Origin of the sequence: Paenibacillus antri (genome assembly GCF_005765165.1) — a bacterium.
GTDB lineage: Bacteria > Bacillota > Bacilli > Paenibacillales > YIM-B00363 > Paenibacillus_AE > Paenibacillus_AE antri.
On the sequence record NZ_VCIW01000002.1, the window covers coordinates 186,198 to 201,649 of the forward strand.

12 protein-coding genes are annotated in these 15,452 nt (G+C 61.2%); 10 read left to right on the top strand and 2 right to left on the bottom strand.

Going from position 1 to position 15,452, the window contains the following annotated elements:
- The first annotated feature begins 220 nt into the window (after positions 1-220).
- The 7 genes from FE782_RS04035 to FE782_RS04065 all read left to right on the top strand — a co-directional run bounded on the left by FE782_RS04035 (position 221) and on the right by FE782_RS04065 (position 8,456).
- On the top strand, positions 221-1,150 hold the full coding sequence (locus FE782_RS04035; RefSeq protein ID WP_238392340.1) for an ABC transporter permease: 930 nt from the start codon (positions 221-223) through the stop codon (positions 1,148-1,150).
- Positions 1,151-1,169: 19 nt separating this feature from the next.
- Positions 1,170-2,081 carry a carbohydrate ABC transporter permease gene (locus FE782_RS04040; protein WP_138192755.1) on the top strand — a complete coding sequence of 304 codons (912 nt, stop codon included), beginning with the start codon at positions 1,170-1,172 and terminating at the stop codon, positions 2,079-2,081.
- A gap of 29 nt (positions 2,082-2,110) precedes the next feature.
- Entirely contained in the window at positions 2,111-3,709 is a 1,599-nt protein-coding gene (locus FE782_RS04045) for an extracellular solute-binding protein (RefSeq protein WP_138192757.1), read from the top strand.
- 94 nt (positions 3,710-3,803) lie between these two features.
- Positions 3,804-4,532 carry a ThuA domain-containing protein gene (locus FE782_RS04050; RefSeq protein WP_138192759.1) on the top strand — a complete coding sequence of 243 codons (729 nt, stop codon included), beginning with the start codon at positions 3,804-3,806 and terminating at the stop codon, positions 4,530-4,532.
- Positions 4,529-5,587: a Gfo/Idh/MocA family protein gene (locus tag FE782_RS04055; protein WP_138192761.1), complete on the top strand. Its 1,059-nt coding sequence runs from the start codon at positions 4,529-4,531 to the stop codon at positions 5,585-5,587. The genes FE782_RS04050 and FE782_RS04055 overlap by 4 nt, the downstream gene beginning before the upstream one ends.
- A 53-nt stretch (positions 5,588-5,640) precedes the next feature.
- Positions 5,641-6,288: a nucleoside/nucleotide kinase family protein gene (locus FE782_RS04060; RefSeq protein ID WP_138192763.1), complete on the top strand. Its 648-nt coding sequence runs from the start codon at positions 5,641-5,643 to the stop codon at positions 6,286-6,288.
- Positions 6,289-6,539: 251 nt separating this feature from the next.
- Positions 6,540-8,456 carry an S-layer homology domain-containing protein gene (locus FE782_RS04065; protein WP_238392341.1) on the top strand — a complete coding sequence of 639 codons (1,917 nt, stop codon included), beginning with the start codon at positions 6,540-6,542 and terminating at the stop codon, positions 8,454-8,456.
- A 155-nt stretch (positions 8,457-8,611) separates the two neighbouring features.
- Here the strand turns inward: FE782_RS04065 and FE782_RS04070 are convergent, their stop codons facing one another.
- Positions 8,612-8,950, bottom strand: coding sequence for an ArsR/SmtB family transcription factor (locus tag FE782_RS04070; protein ID WP_138192767.1), 339 nt, complete (start codon positions 8,948-8,950; stop codon positions 8,612-8,614).
- Positions 8,951-9,132: 182 nt separating this feature from the next.
- On the opposite strand from FE782_RS04070, the gene FE782_RS04075 reads away from it, so the two are divergent.
- Genes FE782_RS04075 through FE782_RS04085 form a run of 3 tightly spaced genes read left to right on the top strand, consistent with a single transcriptional unit; the run spans position 9,133 to position 12,190 of the window.
- Positions 9,133-9,882, top strand: coding sequence for an ABC transporter ATP-binding protein (locus FE782_RS04075; protein WP_138192769.1), 750 nt, complete (start codon positions 9,133-9,135; stop codon positions 9,880-9,882).
- Positions 9,879-11,081 carry an ABC transporter permease gene (locus tag FE782_RS04080; RefSeq protein WP_138192771.1) on the top strand — a complete coding sequence of 401 codons (1,203 nt, stop codon included), beginning with the start codon at positions 9,879-9,881 and terminating at the stop codon, positions 11,079-11,081. The genes FE782_RS04075 and FE782_RS04080 overlap by 4 nt, the downstream gene beginning before the upstream one ends.
- Positions 11,082-11,116: 35 nt before the next feature.
- Positions 11,117-12,190, top strand: a complete 1,074-nt coding sequence (locus tag FE782_RS04085) for an aminopeptidase (RefSeq protein WP_138192773.1) — start codon at positions 11,117-11,119, stop codon at positions 12,188-12,190.
- A gap of 315 nt (positions 12,191-12,505) precedes the next feature.
- Here the strand turns inward: FE782_RS04085 and FE782_RS04090 are convergent, their stop codons facing one another.
- Positions 12,506-15,346 carry a glycoside hydrolase family 3 protein gene (locus tag FE782_RS04090; RefSeq protein WP_138192775.1) on the bottom strand — a complete coding sequence of 947 codons (2,841 nt, stop codon included), beginning with the start codon at positions 15,344-15,346 and terminating at the stop codon, positions 12,506-12,508.
- Between the last annotated feature and the right edge of the window lie 106 nt (positions 15,347-15,452).

Here is a 15,452-nt window from a genome sequence, read left to right on the forward strand (position 1 = left end):
CATCTTATCAAGCGTCCCCGCGGGAATACAAGATGCAAGCGTCTTCTCGGCGCGAAGGTCCGATTCGGAGCAGGGAAGGTCCGGATTCGACTGTCGGGCGGCGTCCGGTACGCGCGGAAGGTCCGGATTCCGCGTTCGAGGTGGTCCGGTTCGTCGCGAACGGATGCGTTATGATGAGAATAGTTCCGAGGGACGACAAGAAAGAGAGGGGGATTCGATTTTGAACTCAAGTCCAGCGTTCGTCCGGCGGCGGCGCGCGGCGGGAAGCATCGCGAGGAATTGGGGGCTTTATTTGCTGCTGCTTCCGGCCGTGACGCTGCTGATATGCTTTACCTATAAACCGATGTACGGGGTGATCATCGCTTTCAAAGATTACAGTCCGGCCTTCGGGATTTCCGGGAGCCCTTGGGCGGGATTCAAGTATTTCGAAAAGTATTTCGCATCCTATCAATTCGAGATTACGATGAAAAATACGCTGTTCATCAGCCTGTACAGCTTCGCGACGTTCCCGATCCCGATCGCGTTCGCGCTGCTGGTGAACCAAATGCGGGTCGAGCGGTTCCGGCGCTTCTTCCAGACGGTCACGTACATGCCGCACTTCATCTCCACCGTCGTGCTCGTCGGACTGATGCTCATCCTGCTCTCCCCGGGGAACGGACTCGTCGGGCACGTCTATCGCCTATTCGGGGCCGAAGCGCCCAATCTAATGGGCTCCAGCGCCTTGTTCAGCAGCGTATACGTCTGGTCCGACGTATGGCAGCAGACGGGGTGGAACAGCATTATCTTCCTCGCGGCGTTATCGGCGATCGACCCGAGTCTTTACGAAGCGGCCAAGGTGGACGGGGCGAACCGATGGCAGAACGTCTGGAATATCGACGTTCCGATGCTCATGCCGACGGCGGTGACGCTGCTCATATTGCGAATCGGCGGACTGCTCGGGGTCGGATTCGAGAAGGTATACTTGATGCAGAACAACCTGAATATTTCCGGAAGCGAAGTCATCTCCACGTATGTTTACAAAATCGGGCTGTTAAGCGCGCAGTACAGCTTCTCGGCCGCGATCAACTTGTTCAACACCGTCATCAATTTCGTCCTGCTGCTGCTCGTCAACCATATCGCGAGAAGGTACAGCGACAACAGTCTCTGGTAGAAGGGAGGGGACGACAGCGATGGAACTCGCCGCGTCAGCGATCCGGAGAGCGCCGAAGAGGCGATCTTCCGATTCGCTTCTAGAAGGTTTATTGTACGTGTGGGCGGCTTTCGTGCTTCTGATCACGTTATATCCGCTTTACTTCATCGTCATCGCTTCGTTCAGCGATCCTTCCGCGGTCGGGAACGGGCAAGTGTGGGTGTGGCCCAAGGGGTTTACGTTGGAAGGATATAAAGAGCTGTTGAATCATTCCAACATCTGGGTCGGATACCGGAACACGATTTTCTACACGGCGGTCGGAACGGGAATCGGGTTGGCCGTCAATTTGTCGGCGGCTTACGCGCTGTCGAGGAAAGATTTGTTCGGACGCAAGGCGATTACGCTCTTCTTTCTGTTCACGATGTTCTTTAACGGCGGATTGATTCCGACCTTCCTTACGATTCGGGATTTTGGCTTGTACAACTCGTTCTGGGTCATGGTGCTGCCGTTCGCGGTCGGCGTATTCGATATTATCGTGGCGAGGACGTTTTTCCAAAACAGCATTCCCGCCGATCTATGGGAATCGGCGCAGATCGACGGCTGCGGGAACCTCCGTTATTTCTTCCAGTTCGTCCTGCCGCTCTCGAAGGCGGTCGTCTCCGTGCTCGCGTTGTGGATCGCGGTGGGTCATTGGAACTCTTATTTCGGCGCTTTGATTTATTTGAAGGACGAATCGCTGTACCCGCTGCAGCTCGTGCTTCGCAACATTCTCATCACCAATCAGATGCAGTCGAGCATGGGCAGCGGAGAAGCGGCCGAAATCGCGCTGCGGCTCGCGAATCTGATGCGGTATTCCGTCATCATCGTCTCGACGATCCCGATCATGCTAGCGTATCCGTTCGTGCAGAAGCACTTCAATCAGGGGGTAATGATCGGAGCGGTGAAGCAATGATCACACTTTATTTTAGGGGGAAACGCGGTATGTTGAAGAAAACGGTATCTTATCTCGCTCTCGGTTCATCGATCGCCGTCCTGCTGGCCGGCTGCAGCGGCGGAGCGACGGGCGGGACGCCTGCCGAAAGCGGTTCGGAGAGCGGTTATAACAAAGAGGGCCTTCCGCTCGTAAACGAACCGATTACGCTCGACGTTCTGACGGTTCGTTGGGGCAACATGGGCGACAGCTTCACGAAGAACGCGTGGCTGCAGGAGCTCGAGAAAGCGACCAACGTGAAGATCAACTGGCAGGTCATGTCCTCGAACGATTGGGGAGAGCAGAAGTCGGTCATGCTGGCGAGCGGGGAGCTGCCGGACGTGATTCTAGGAAATCTTGCGCTCGGCGACTCGGACATCATCAATAACTTAACGTATTTCCGCCCGCTGGACGACTATATCGAGGAATATATGCCGAATTTGAAGGCGGCGATGGAAGAGACGCCCGTCATGCGCAAGCTGAGCACCTTCCCGGACGGCAGCATCTATTCGCTGCCGGCTAGATTGCCGTCGCGTCCCGTCTCGGCGACGCAGCCGGTCATCAATAAAGCATGGCTTGACAAGTTGGGGCTGCAACCGCCGACGAACGTCGACGAGCTCTACGCGGTGTTGAAAGCGTTCAAAGAGCAGGATCCGAACGGCAACGGGAAAGCGGACGAAATTCCGGTCAGCAACGAAGGCGATATCGAGATGCAGCTGCTCATGCCGTTCGGCATCACGAATCTTCGAGCCAATAACATGTTGATCCAAGACGGCAAGCCCGTATTTTTCCCGACTTCGCAAGCTTACAAAGAGGGGCTGAAGTGGGCGCATAAGCTGTATGCGGAGGGACTGATCGATCCGGAATCGTTCACGCAGGACGGCACGATGCTCAGCGCGAAGCGGCAAAATCCGGACGTTCCGCTCATCGGATTTTCGTATCAATGGACGCCCGACGCCGTCTTCGGCAAGTGGAGCGATCAATACGTCACGATCGCGCCGATCGCCGGTCCGGACGGCGGGAAGTATCAAGAGGGGGAGCCGGAGGGATTGAACTTCCGACGCAACGAAGTATTGATTACGACCTTTAACGAGCATCCGGAAGTGACGGCGCGTTGGATCGACCAGTTCTACACGTCCGAGGCGAGCATTCAGAACTTCTGGGGCGCCATCGGCACGTCGCTCGAGAAGCACGACGACGGCACGTTCTCGCTGATGGCTCCGCCGGAAGGGACGAGCGCCGACGCGTGGTATTGGGAAAATTCGCTCCGCGACTTCGGACCGAAATACGTAAGCCCCTCGTTCGAGAAAAACATCAAGCTGGACCCGACGACCGGGGACGGTCTGAAGATGGAGCTCGACAAGCTCGGCAAGGAGTTCGTCACCCAGCCATACCCGGAGGTTATGCATACGGCGGATGAATACCAGGAGCTGCCCACGCTGACGACCGATATCAACAGCTTCATCGCAAGCGCCCGCGCCCAATGGGTGACGCAGGGCGGCATCGACGAAGGCTGGGACGACTACGTAGGAAAGCTCAACGCCATGGGGCTTGAGCGATTGATCGCGATCTATCAAGAAGCGTACGACCGGTATATGAGCGTCGAATAACGCGACGCCGACGCCCGAGAGGAAGCCCCGCGCACCGTCGCGGGGCTTCCCCTTGGCGAGGGCGGGGGACCATTTTCGAAAGGGGTATGGATCGATGACTACGAAGGTAACGGTGTGGAACGAATATCGGCATGAGCGAAACGATCCGGCCGTCGGAGCGCTGTATCCGAACGGCATCTACGGGGCGATCGCAAGCTTCTTGTCGGAAGCGGGATTCGAGACGAGAACGGCGACGTTGGACGAGCCGGAACACGGGCTGACGGACGACGTGCTGCGCGGTACCGACGTCCTCGTCTGGTGGGGGCATCTGGCGCACGGGGAGGTCGGCGACGAGACGGTCCGGAAGGTGAAGGAGCGCGTTCTGGACGGCATGGGGCTGATCGTGCTGCATTCCGGACATCACTCGAAGATCTTCAAGGCGTTAATGGGAACGAGCTGCGATCTGTTGTGGCGCGAAGCGGACGAGAAGGAGCGGCTGTGGGTCGTGTCGCCGGGGCACCCGATCGTCGAAGGCATCGGAGCGTACATCGAGCTTGAGAAGGAAGAGATGTACGGCGAACACTTCGACGTCCCGGCGCCGGACGAACTGATCTTCACGAGCTGGTTCGAGGGAGGCGAGGTGTTCCGAAGCGGCTGCGCGTACGTTCGCGGCAACGGGAAAATTTTCTATTTCCGCCCGGGACACGAGACGTATCCGACGTATTATCACAAGGACATCCAGCGCGTGATCGCGAACGCGGCGGCGTGGGCGCGGCCGGTTCGGCGAAGCCGTCCCGCTTACGGGAACGCGAAGCCGCTGGAGCGGATCGGGGGGAAGGCATGAAGACGATCTACCGAATCGGATTGATCGGACTGGGCGGCATGGCGCAGGAGCATCTGCGTTGGATGAACGAGACCGGCCGGTTTCGGATCGCGGCCGTCAGCGACGTCAGCGCGGAGGCGATGGCGAAGGCGGGGGATCGTCTCGGCCTCGGCGAGGAGAAGCGGTACGCCGACTTCCGTTCGCTCATCGGCGACCGGGAAGTCGACGCGGTCGTCTCCGTCACGCCGAATCATGTGCATGCCGAAATTATTCGCGCTTGCCTTCAGGCGGGGAAGCCGTTCCTGGCGGAGAAGCCGTTCACCCGCGACTTCGAGGAGGCGGCGCCTCTGCTCGCGTTATACGACCGGCGGCCCGTACCTGCGATGATCGGATTTACGTACCGGTATACGCCGTCGTTCCGCTATGCAAGGGAGCTGATTCGCCAAGGCGACATCGGGGCGGTGCGCAGCTTCTCGATCCGCTATCTGCAAAGCTGGGGCTCCGCGATCTACGATACGCCTTATATGTGGCGGTACGATAAGGAGATCACCGGCACCGGCGCGCTGGGAGATCTGGGGTCGCACATGATCGACATGGCGCGTTACCTGTTCGGCGAGTTCGAGGAGCTGTCCGCGGTGCTGCATACGATCGTCGCCGAGCGGAGAGATCCCGGCAGCGGGGAGTCCGTGCGCGTCGACGTCGACGACTTTGCCAGCTTCCAGGCGCGTCTGACGAACTCGATCGTCGGCACGTTCCAGACGACGAGGAATGCGGTCGGCTCGGGCAACGAACACGAGGTTTCGATCTACGGCGACCGCGGCACGATCCACGCCTCGACGCTGTCGCCGGATCAGGTGATCGTCATTCGCGAGGAATCGCCCGGGCAGTTGGGGAGAACGACGCTGGACGTACCGAGCCGCTGCAAGCGGAAGCAATACGACGACTTCTTCGCGGTTCTCGAAGGCGAAGTCCCGGACGGCCTCCCCGGCTTCTTGGACGGATACCGGAACCAACAAGTGTTGGACGCCGTCGTTCGAGCCCACGAAACGAAGCGTACGGTGCGGTTGCCGGAATAGGGATACGTTTGGTATGATTCTATCCCTAGATCAAAAGCTTGGGAGATGAAATCATGTCCTTATTTCAACATGAACTTGCTCATGTGTATTGGATCGGCGGCTCTCCCTGCGCAGGGAAGAGCACCGTCGCCCGACGGTTAAGCGGCGAGTACGGCTTCCGGTATTATAAGTGCGACGATTGCTACGACGATCATATGGCGAGAAGCACCGCGGAGCGGCACCCCGCGATGTACAGCATTAAGGATTTCACTTGGAACCAGGTATGGTCCAGTAAATTTTGCGCCGAGCCGGTCGACCGGCAAATCCGCGACGTAATCGCCGTATACGAGGAACAATTCCAGTTGATTCTGGAAGATCTGTTAGCATTGCCTAGCGATACGAAAATCGTGGTCGAAGGGGCGGCGCTGCTCCCCTCTTCGGTCGCGCCTCATCTTCTTCATCCGCATCAGGGGGTATGGCTATTCCCGGCGGCGGAATTTCAAATAAGCCATTACGTGGACAGGGAATGGATCGGCGGCGTATTGAAGCATTACGAGAACCCGGATCTCGCGTTCTCGAATTGGATGGCCCGGGATATCGGGTTCGCCGACGAGATGATGCGCCGAGCGGAACGGCATGAGCTTGCTTCCGTCGTCGTCGACGGCGCGAGATCCGCGGAAGAGACATTCGATTTCGTAACGAAACATTTCCGGCTGAAATGACGGCGTATGCCGAGACCCGGCTTCTCCCGTGATTCATGCGCTTTCTCTCTCCCGGCATAGGTGACGAACGTCGCGGTCCGCATTCGCAGCTTGCATGCGGGGGTGGGCCGCACTTCCTTGTGTTCTGGGACCTTACACCCAATTTTTTACTGCACCCCCCGAAACGTCGCCCGGGGTCCGAACGGTATGAGCATATCGGGGCCGCTTCGGACTCGGCGAACTTTTCTATAATAGTGGGAGTGTGGATGAAGATGAGCATGTGGAAGAAGACGATGATCAGCTGTTTGGCTTTCTCGTTAGTGGCGGGCGGCGCAACCTCGGCGTTCGCTGCGAAGCCGGAGTGGGCGGGCAAGGGCAAGGACAAGGACGACGTTAAGTTCGAATGGGACGACGACAAGTTCGAATACAAAGATGAAGCCCGCGGCATCCACGTCGAGGTGAACGGCAAGAAAATCGAATTGAAATTCGACGACGTCCGCCAGGAGTCCGCTTGGGCGCTGCAATATATCGCCGAGCTCGTGAAGCGCGGCGTCTTCACCGGATACGAGGACGGCTCGTTCCGTCCGAACCAGAAGGTTACGCGCATCGAAGCGATCACGGCGGCCGTCCGCCAGATGGGGCTTCGCGCGCAAGCGGAATCCGCGGCCGAGATGGCGACGGAGCTGAACTTCAAAGACGCGGACAAGATCGAGAAGAAATACCCGTGGGCCGTCGGCTACGTCGCCGTCGCCGTCGAAAACGATCTGTTCCTCGAGACGGAATCGGAAGTGCAGCCGGAGAAGCCGGCGGACCGTCTGTGGTCGACGATTCTGCTCGTGAAGGCGCTCGGCCTCGAGGGCGAAGCGAAGGCGAAGATGAACGCGGAGCTTAGCTTCAAGGACAAGAAGGAAATCCCGGCCGGCGCCGTCGGTTATGTGGCGGTCGCGTTGGAGAAGGGCCTCATCACCGGCTACGAAAACAACACGTTCCGTCCGAACCAGCCGGTGACGCGCGCCGAGCTCGCGGCTATCCTGGATCGCACGGGCGACCAAATTCCGGAGGACGATTCGGGCTTCGGTCAAGTGACCGGCACGTTCGCCGGCTATGCGAACGGCAAGGCGACGCTCACGGTCAACGGCAAGTCGGTGTCCTACACGCTCGCCTCGGACGTCACGGTGCTTCGCAATAACGCGTTGGTCGGCATCGGCGCCGTGCTTCCGGGCGACCGGGTGTCCGCCGTCGTCTCGAACGGAGCGATTATCTTCTTGAACGTCACCCAAGCGGCCGCCGTGACGGACGGTCAGAAGATGGGCGCGATCACGAAGATCGACTCCAACAAATTGACGATTGCGAAGGACGGCGTCGCGACGGAGTACACGGTGAAGAGCGACGCGACGATCATCCGCAATAACGCGTCGGCGACGCTCGGCGCGCTGAAAGTCGGCGACCAAGTGACCGTCATCGTGTCGGGCGGCGTCATCGTACACGTGAACGTGACGACGGCCGTCACCGTAACGGACGGTCAAAAGACCGGCACGGTAACGGCGATCGGCACGAACAAGCTGACGCTGACGAAAGACGGCGTCGCGACGGAATATACGGTGAAGAGCGATGCCGTTATCGTTCGCAACAACGCGACGGTCGCGCTGAGCGCGCTGAAAGCGGGAGATCAAGTGACCGCGGTCGTGGCGGGCGGCGTCATCGTACACGTCAGCGTTACGCAGCCCGTAGCGGAGAACGGTCAAGTGACCGGCGTCGTCTCTGCGGTCTACGCCGATAAAATCGACTTGTGGAACGGCTCCGCCGCCGTTACGTACGCGGTCGAAACGAATGCGACGATCGTTCGCAACGGCGTTACGGTCGCCCTGAACGTCGTGCAGCCGGGCGACGAAGTGAGCGTGCTGCTCGTGAACGGCAAGGTGCTCCACCTGAACGTGACGGATCCGGTATCGGATAACAACGTCGGCGTATACACCGTAGAAGGCAAGTACCAAAGCCACCGTACGTCGAACGGCAAAGTGACGCAAATTACGATCAGCACCGTGCAGTCGAGCGGCGTCGTGACTCGCATCTATAACGTCTCGCCGGACGCGGTCGTGAACGGCAACGCGTTGACGCTCGAGAAGGGCGTATCGGACGTCGAACTGCTCGTGACGAACCAAGTGGTGAACGTCATTACCATTAAGTAAATATAACGGAAAGAGGCCTCAGCCGAGGATACGGCTGAGGCCTCTTCGCGTGGAGGCAAACAAAATGACGCCGCTCTCTCGATCGGCGTCATTCATTCGGAAACAAGCGGTATTGACGATCCCCCTTCCCGGTCAAGATGGCAAGGCGATCTCCGTCAGTTCAAATCGCCCGGCTTCGTGTCCTTGTTCTGCAAGGCTTGAAGGTACAGGTCCAACCGGTCGAAGCGTTCTTCCCACATGCGCCGGAACGTCTCCAGCCACGTGTCCAGCTCTTGGAGCGGCTCGGGGCGAAGCTTGTAAATCCGACGGTTGGCGACCGGATGCACCTCGACGAGACCCGCTTCGCTGAGCACGCGCAAGTGTTTGGACGCTTGCGGTTGTTGAAGCTCGATGCGTTCGGCGATTTCGCCGACGGCGAGCGGTCCGTCTCTCAAGAGTTCAACGATTTGCAATCGGTTCGGCTCGGCGAGAGCGCTAAATGTAGTAGCATCCATGATTTGAATATACTCCATCTCGAATATGCGTGTCAAGGAATACAAGCGTGGAATAATATTCCTGCGCGCCGAACGGCATTCCGCGCCTCGGCCGCTTCGCGAAGCCGAATGTTATTTCGGCGCCGCCGTGGTTTATAATGGAAACAGAATGTTCCATAAGACATCATACCACGAGGTGAACGATGAGCGAATCGGTGTTGACGGTGCGGGGCTTGGTCGGCGGGTACAGCCGGAAGCGGCCCGTCTTGAAGGAAGTGGACGCGAGCGTGCGGCCCGGCGAGCTCGTCGGCCTGCTCGGGCTGAACGGGGCGGGGAAGAGCACCCTTATGAAGCATATCATCGGCTTGCTGCAGCCGATCGGAGGCACGGTGGAGGTGTGCGGGCATACGCTTGGATCGTCCGGCGAAGCGTACCGCGCTTCGTTCGCGTTCGTGCCGGAGAGCCCGCTGTTATACGACGAATTATCCGTCTGGGAGCATCTCGAATGGACCGCCATGGCGTACGGCGTCGAAGAGAAGACGTTCCGGGAGCGGGCGGAGCGGCTGCTCGACCGCTTCCGGATGGAGAAGGAACGAACGAAATTCGCGGGTCATCTTTCGAAGGGGATGCGGCAGAAGGTGATGCTCATGTGCGCCTTCCTCGCGAGGCCGCCGCTCTACGTCATCGACGAGCCGTTCCTCGGACTCGACCCGCTGGCGATCCGGGCGCTGCTCGAGCAGATGCGGGAGGAGAAAGAGGCCGGCTGCGGGCTGATCGTCAGCTCTCATATTTTGTCGATGCTGGAGAGCTATTGCGATCGCTACGTCGTGCTGCATGACGGCGCGGTCGTCGCGAGCGGTACGGCGGAGGACGTCGTCGCGGCCGCCGGGACGCCGCCGTCCGGCAAGGTGGAGCAGGCGTTCTTCCGACTCGTGGGAGGAAGCGGCCGATGAACTTGCGCCTCCTCTGGATGGAACGACGGGCTCGATATTTGCGCGAGGTGCTGCCGTACTGGAAGTACGTCATGAGCAGCGGCGGCGTGGCGATGGGCTTCGCGGTCATCCTGACGATCCAGGGCTACGCGGCGCTGCTGAATCGGACGCGGGCGGCGGGGAGCGCCGACGTCTGGCTGCCGCTCGGCGCGGCGGCGGTGCTCGCGCTGGCGCTCTTATGGAACCCGGCGCGCACGTATTTGCGGCAGCCCGACCTCGCGATGCTGCTTCGGCTGGAGAGCCGGATGAACGAGTATTTCCGCGGCGCATGGGCTTGGGGAGCGGCAATGTCGACCGCGCTGACGCTGGCGGCGCTTCTGCTGTATTGGCCGCTGTATGCGGCGGCAGGGGCGGGCGGCGCCGCATCGTACGCGATCGCTTCGGCGAGCTTGCTGGCGCTGAAGGCGCTGCTGTACGCGGGAGCTTGGCGCGAGCGCCGCTTCCGGTACGGCGGCGTCCGCGCCGCGTTCGCGGTCGTCAAGGCGGTCGCCGTCGTCGCCACCGCGTTCGCGCTGCTCCGGGGACCGCTCGAACCGGCGGACGCGCTGCTCGCGCTCGTCTGGGTTGCGTACGCCGCCGCGCTGCGTTTGCCGGAGGCGTACCGGATCCACTGGGAGCATCAGCTCGATCGGGAGCGGCGGACGCGAGCGCTGCACGAGAGCTGGTTCGGCTTCTTCGTCGACTTGCCGCATCGGGCGGAGACGTATCGCCCGCGCCGCTATCTGAACGGCTTGCTGCGGCTCATCCGTTACGATGCCGGCCATGCGTTCCTATATATGTATTGGCGGACGTTCCTTCGCTCGTCGATGGCGTCGCTCGCGCTTCGTATGGTCGTGTTGGAAGCCGTTCTCGTGTGGGTGTTCCCCCATCCGTGGACGGCGGTCGCGATGTACGTCGTCTTCTGCTGGCTGATCGGGCTGCAGCTGCGCGGCATCCAGTCGCCGCCCGCCGAGCCGCTGCTCGTCGCGATGTCGCCGCAGCCGCCGACCGCCCGCGCCCGCTCGCAGCGCTCGGTACGCCGGACGGCGCACGCGATCGCCGCGGCGCTGCTGGCGGTGTCGCCCGCCTTCGCCGTCTCGTTGCCGCTGGCGGCGGGGTGCGCGGCGGCGGGGATGGCAGCCGCATTTCTTTTTGCCAGGACAAGACCCGAACGCGTATAATAAGTAGATAATTATAGAACGCAGGGGGTAGTTCGATGGCTGACGAAAGAGTTGTGAAGCTTGCGGATATTTTGGTGAATCATTCCTTGAAGGTGCAACGCGGGGAGAAAATCTTGATCAGCGGTTCGACGAGCGCCATCCCCCTGATTAAGGAAGTGTACCGCGCCGTGTTGAAGGCCGGCGGACACCCGCATACGAACGTGGAAATTCCGGGCTTGCTCGGTACGTTCCTACGGGAAGGCACGGAGGAGCAATTGACGCATGCCGGCTGGACGGAACTGCTGTTCTTCCATATGGACGGTTACGTGAACATTTTGTCCGAGGAAAACACGAAGGACCTTACGAACGTGGAATCGTGGCGTTCGACCGCCCGCAGCAAGGCGCGCCGTCCTGCGCTCGAGCATCTGATGGCGGACAAGGCGAAGTGGGTGCTGACGAAGTTCCCGACCCAGGCGTACGCGCAGGACGCGGAGATGTCGCTCGAGGAGCTGGAGGACTTCATCTACTCCGCCGCGCTCGTCGATTACGCCGAGATCGAACGATCGATGCTGGCGGCCGCGGCGAAGTTCGACGCCGCGAGCCGGGTGCGCATCGTCGGAACGAACGGCACCGACGTTACCGTCGACATCGAAGGGCGCAAGGGCATTCTCGCGGCCGGCATCCATAACGTTCCGGACGGGGAGTTTTATTATACGCCGAACTTCCGGAAGACGGAGGGGACGATTTTCTTCGAGTGGCCGACCACGTACAAGGGGCGCGAAATCGCCGGGATCCGGCTGACGTTCCGGGAAGGGAAGGTCGTCGAGGCTTCGGCGCAGAAGGGGCAGGAGTTTCTGGAGGAAGCGCTGAACACCGACGAGGGGGCGCGCTACCTCGGGGAGCTCGGCATCGGCGCGAACTTCGGCATCGAACGCCCGACGAAGGACATCTTGTTCGACGAGAAGATCGGCGGCTCGGTGCATCTGGCGCTCGGAGGAGCGTACGCGCAAGGCGGCCCGGACGGCAACGTCTCGGTCATCCATTGGGACATCGTGAAGGGGCTTAAGGACGGCGGGGAAATCTACCTCGACGGCGAGCTCGTGCAGAAGAACGGCAAGTGGGTGTTCTAATGAAGCGATAAGGGAAAAACCGCCGGCGATTCGGCGGTTTTTTTTCTTGACTGACCGGCTCACGCAATCATTGAGGAGTTGCGCTTCGGGAAGTTGTTCAGGAGCTCCTTCTCCTGGATTGCCCTTGGCTCAGCTGAGTGCACCCGGCTGTTAGGGAACACGAAAGTTCCTTATTCGCGGTAGCAACGGCCCGAAAAAAGAAAGCTGTACTGCCGCAATCGTCGCCGAATCCGCGGCGATGTTTTGAAAAACGATGAAAAGACCCCCGTCCATAGGACCGGCGACGGTCCGAACGAGGGTCATCGACTAGCTTGGTTACTTCAGGAAACGAATCGCTGCGACGCGCGCCGGACCGCGGAGCGTCACGTAGACGGAACGACGGCCGCTCGCGCCGGTCGCCGCCGCCGCGAACGCGCGCCAAGCGGGCTTTGCGCCTTCGGCGCCTTCCACCGTTCCGCTTGCGGCGATCGGGCCGTCCGGCGCGTCGAGGCGCACCTCGAACGCCGCCGGCGCCGCGGCCGCGGCGACGAGCTCGACGCCGTTCGCGCCTGCGCCTTCGCCGAGCTCGACGTCGTCGAACCGAATCCACGCGCCGGCCGAAGGATCGTCGACGACGACGCAATCGCCGCCGTTCGGCCCTTCGCCGATGAATACGCCCGCGTAGTCGTCGTAGTTCGCGGCGCTCGTCGCCCGGTACAGATCGCGCGGCGGCACCGTCTCGCCATCGATCGCGAACGACGCCGTCAGACGAATGTCGGCGGACGAGGCGCCGACCATAACTTCATACTCGCCGCTTTCGACGCAATACCGGTCGCGGGTGACGTCCCAGAAGGCGAGGTCGGCCGCCTTCAGCTCGAACGTCACCTCGGCCGATTCGCCGGCGGCGAGCGCGATGCGGCGGAAGCCGTGCAGCTCCTTGTTCGGGCGCTTCACGCGCGAACGGAGCGCGCGCGCGTACAGCTGCGGCACCTCTTCGCCGGCGACGTCGCTGTTGTTCATTACGCGGAAGCGGACCGTAACGACGTCGTCCGCGCCGAGCCGTTCGCGGTCCAGCGCAAGATTGTCGTACTCGAACCGCGAATACGACAGGCCGTATCCGAACGGATACAACGGCTCGCCCTCGAAATACCGATACGTGCGGTTGCCCTTGATAATGTCGTAATCCAGGAACGCCGGCAGCTGATCGACGGATTTGTACCACGTCATCGACAAGCGGCCCGCCGGATTGAAGTCCCCGAACAGCACGTCGGCGATCGCGTTGCCGAGCTCTTGGCCCGCGTGCGACGAATACAGAATCGCCGGCACGTTCGCATCGGCCCAAGGAAACGCGTATGGGTAGCTGCCGACGACGACGACCGTCGTGTTCGGATTCGCCCGATACACTTCTTGAATGAGCCGCTCCTGCGAAGCCGCAAGCGTAATGTCCGGCCGATCGATCGTCTCTTTGCCGTTCACGAGCGGATGGTTGCCGACGAACACGATCGCCGCATCCGCGCTCGCCGCCGCCTCGACGGCTTCCTGAAGGCCGTCGCCGATCACCTCGACGGCGAACGTCTCGGCGTCGTCCTTCGAGCCGTCGACGACGCGAAGAGCGCCGGAGTCCGCGTCGACGACGACCGGACGGTCGTTCCAGGTCGTCAGCGTTACGTCGCCGTTCGCCGTCCGGCGAAGGTGGAACACTTCCTTCGTGAACCACTCCCAAATTTGCGTCGAGGTCGCGCTGACAAGCTCGTCGTTCGTCGTCAAGTACTTGCCGTTCTCGAGCGCGACGATCGTATGGCTGTCCCAGCCCCAATCCGTCGTCTCCAGCACGGAAGCGTTCGCCGCGTCAACGGCCGTCGCGGCGAGCGCCGCGTCGCCGTCGCCGAGACGCACGTATTTGCCCGTCGTCGTCGAGCGAAGCGCGACCCGGTTCGTGCCGCCGCGGAAGACGACGTCGCCCGCGGACAACTTCGCCGCGATGCCGTCGGCCGGCGTCACCGAATACGGCAGCGTGCCGCTGTACCAGTCGCGGTAGACGATGCCGCCGAGCGGACCGACGACGGCGACCTTGCCGAGCCTTGCGCCCTGCAGCGGCAGCGCGCCGCCTTCGTTCTTCAGCAGCACGACGCCCTTGCGCGCCGCTTCGCGCGACAACGCCGCGTGCTCCGGCCGAAGAATGACCGACTCGTCGATGCTCGCGTACGGATTCCGCTCGGGGTCGAATTCGCCGAGCCGGAAGCGGACGCGGAACGCGTTACGCAGCGCGACGTCGAGATCGCTCTCGGCGAGCAGCCCGTCCGCGAGCGCCTCGCGAATCGCTTCCTTGAAGCGCGGATGGTCGTCGGTAATGCTGTCGACGCCCGCCTTGATCGTCAAGGCGACGGCTTCCTTATACGACGCGCTGTAGCCGTGATCGTCCACGGTGCCGGTGACGTCGCCGGCGTCGCTGACGACGAAGCCGGACATGCCCCATTCGCCCTTCACGATGTCGCGGACTTCCGGGTTGACGTTCGCCGGTACGCCGTTCACCGCGTTGTACGCCGTCATCATCGACAAGGCGCCGCCTTCCTTGAACGGCAGCTCGAACGCCTTAAGATAATATTCGCGCTTGTTCCGCGGATCGATGCTGATCGAGCATGTGCCGCGGTCGATCTCGTTGTTGTTCGCGTAGAAGTGCTTCAGCGAAGCGACCGTCTTCACGTACAACGGGTGGTCGCCTTGCAAGCCTTGCACGAGCGCCGCGGACAGCTTGCCCGCGAGGTACGGATCTTCGCCGTACGCTTCCTCCGTGCGGCCCCAACGCGGATCGCGCTCCATGTCGACGGTCGGCGCCCACAGCGTCAGGCCGTTGATCTTCGGGTCGCGGGCATAGAAGCCGCGCGCTTCGTCCCCGATGATCGAGCCGATCTTCCGCAGCAGCGCTTCGTCCCAAGTGCAGCTCAGACCGATCGGCTGCGGGAACGACGTCGCTTCGCCGAGCCAGGCGACGCCGTGCGCCGCTTCGGTGCCGTGCTTGTACGCGCCGACGCCGAGACGCGGCACTTCGTCCTGATACTGGCACATCAGGTTGACCTTCTCGTCCAGCGTAAACCGGGAGACGAGATCGTTCACCCGCTCGTCGAGCGGCGAATCCGGATTTTGAAACGGGTACGTTTCCGTCGTTTTCGCAGTCATAGAATCTATCCTCTCCTTGGACACGGTTGCATTAACCTATGGATAAGCATGGTTCTCTTACGCGCGTTTCATTCTATCACGAGGGCCCGAAGGAAAAATACCCGCG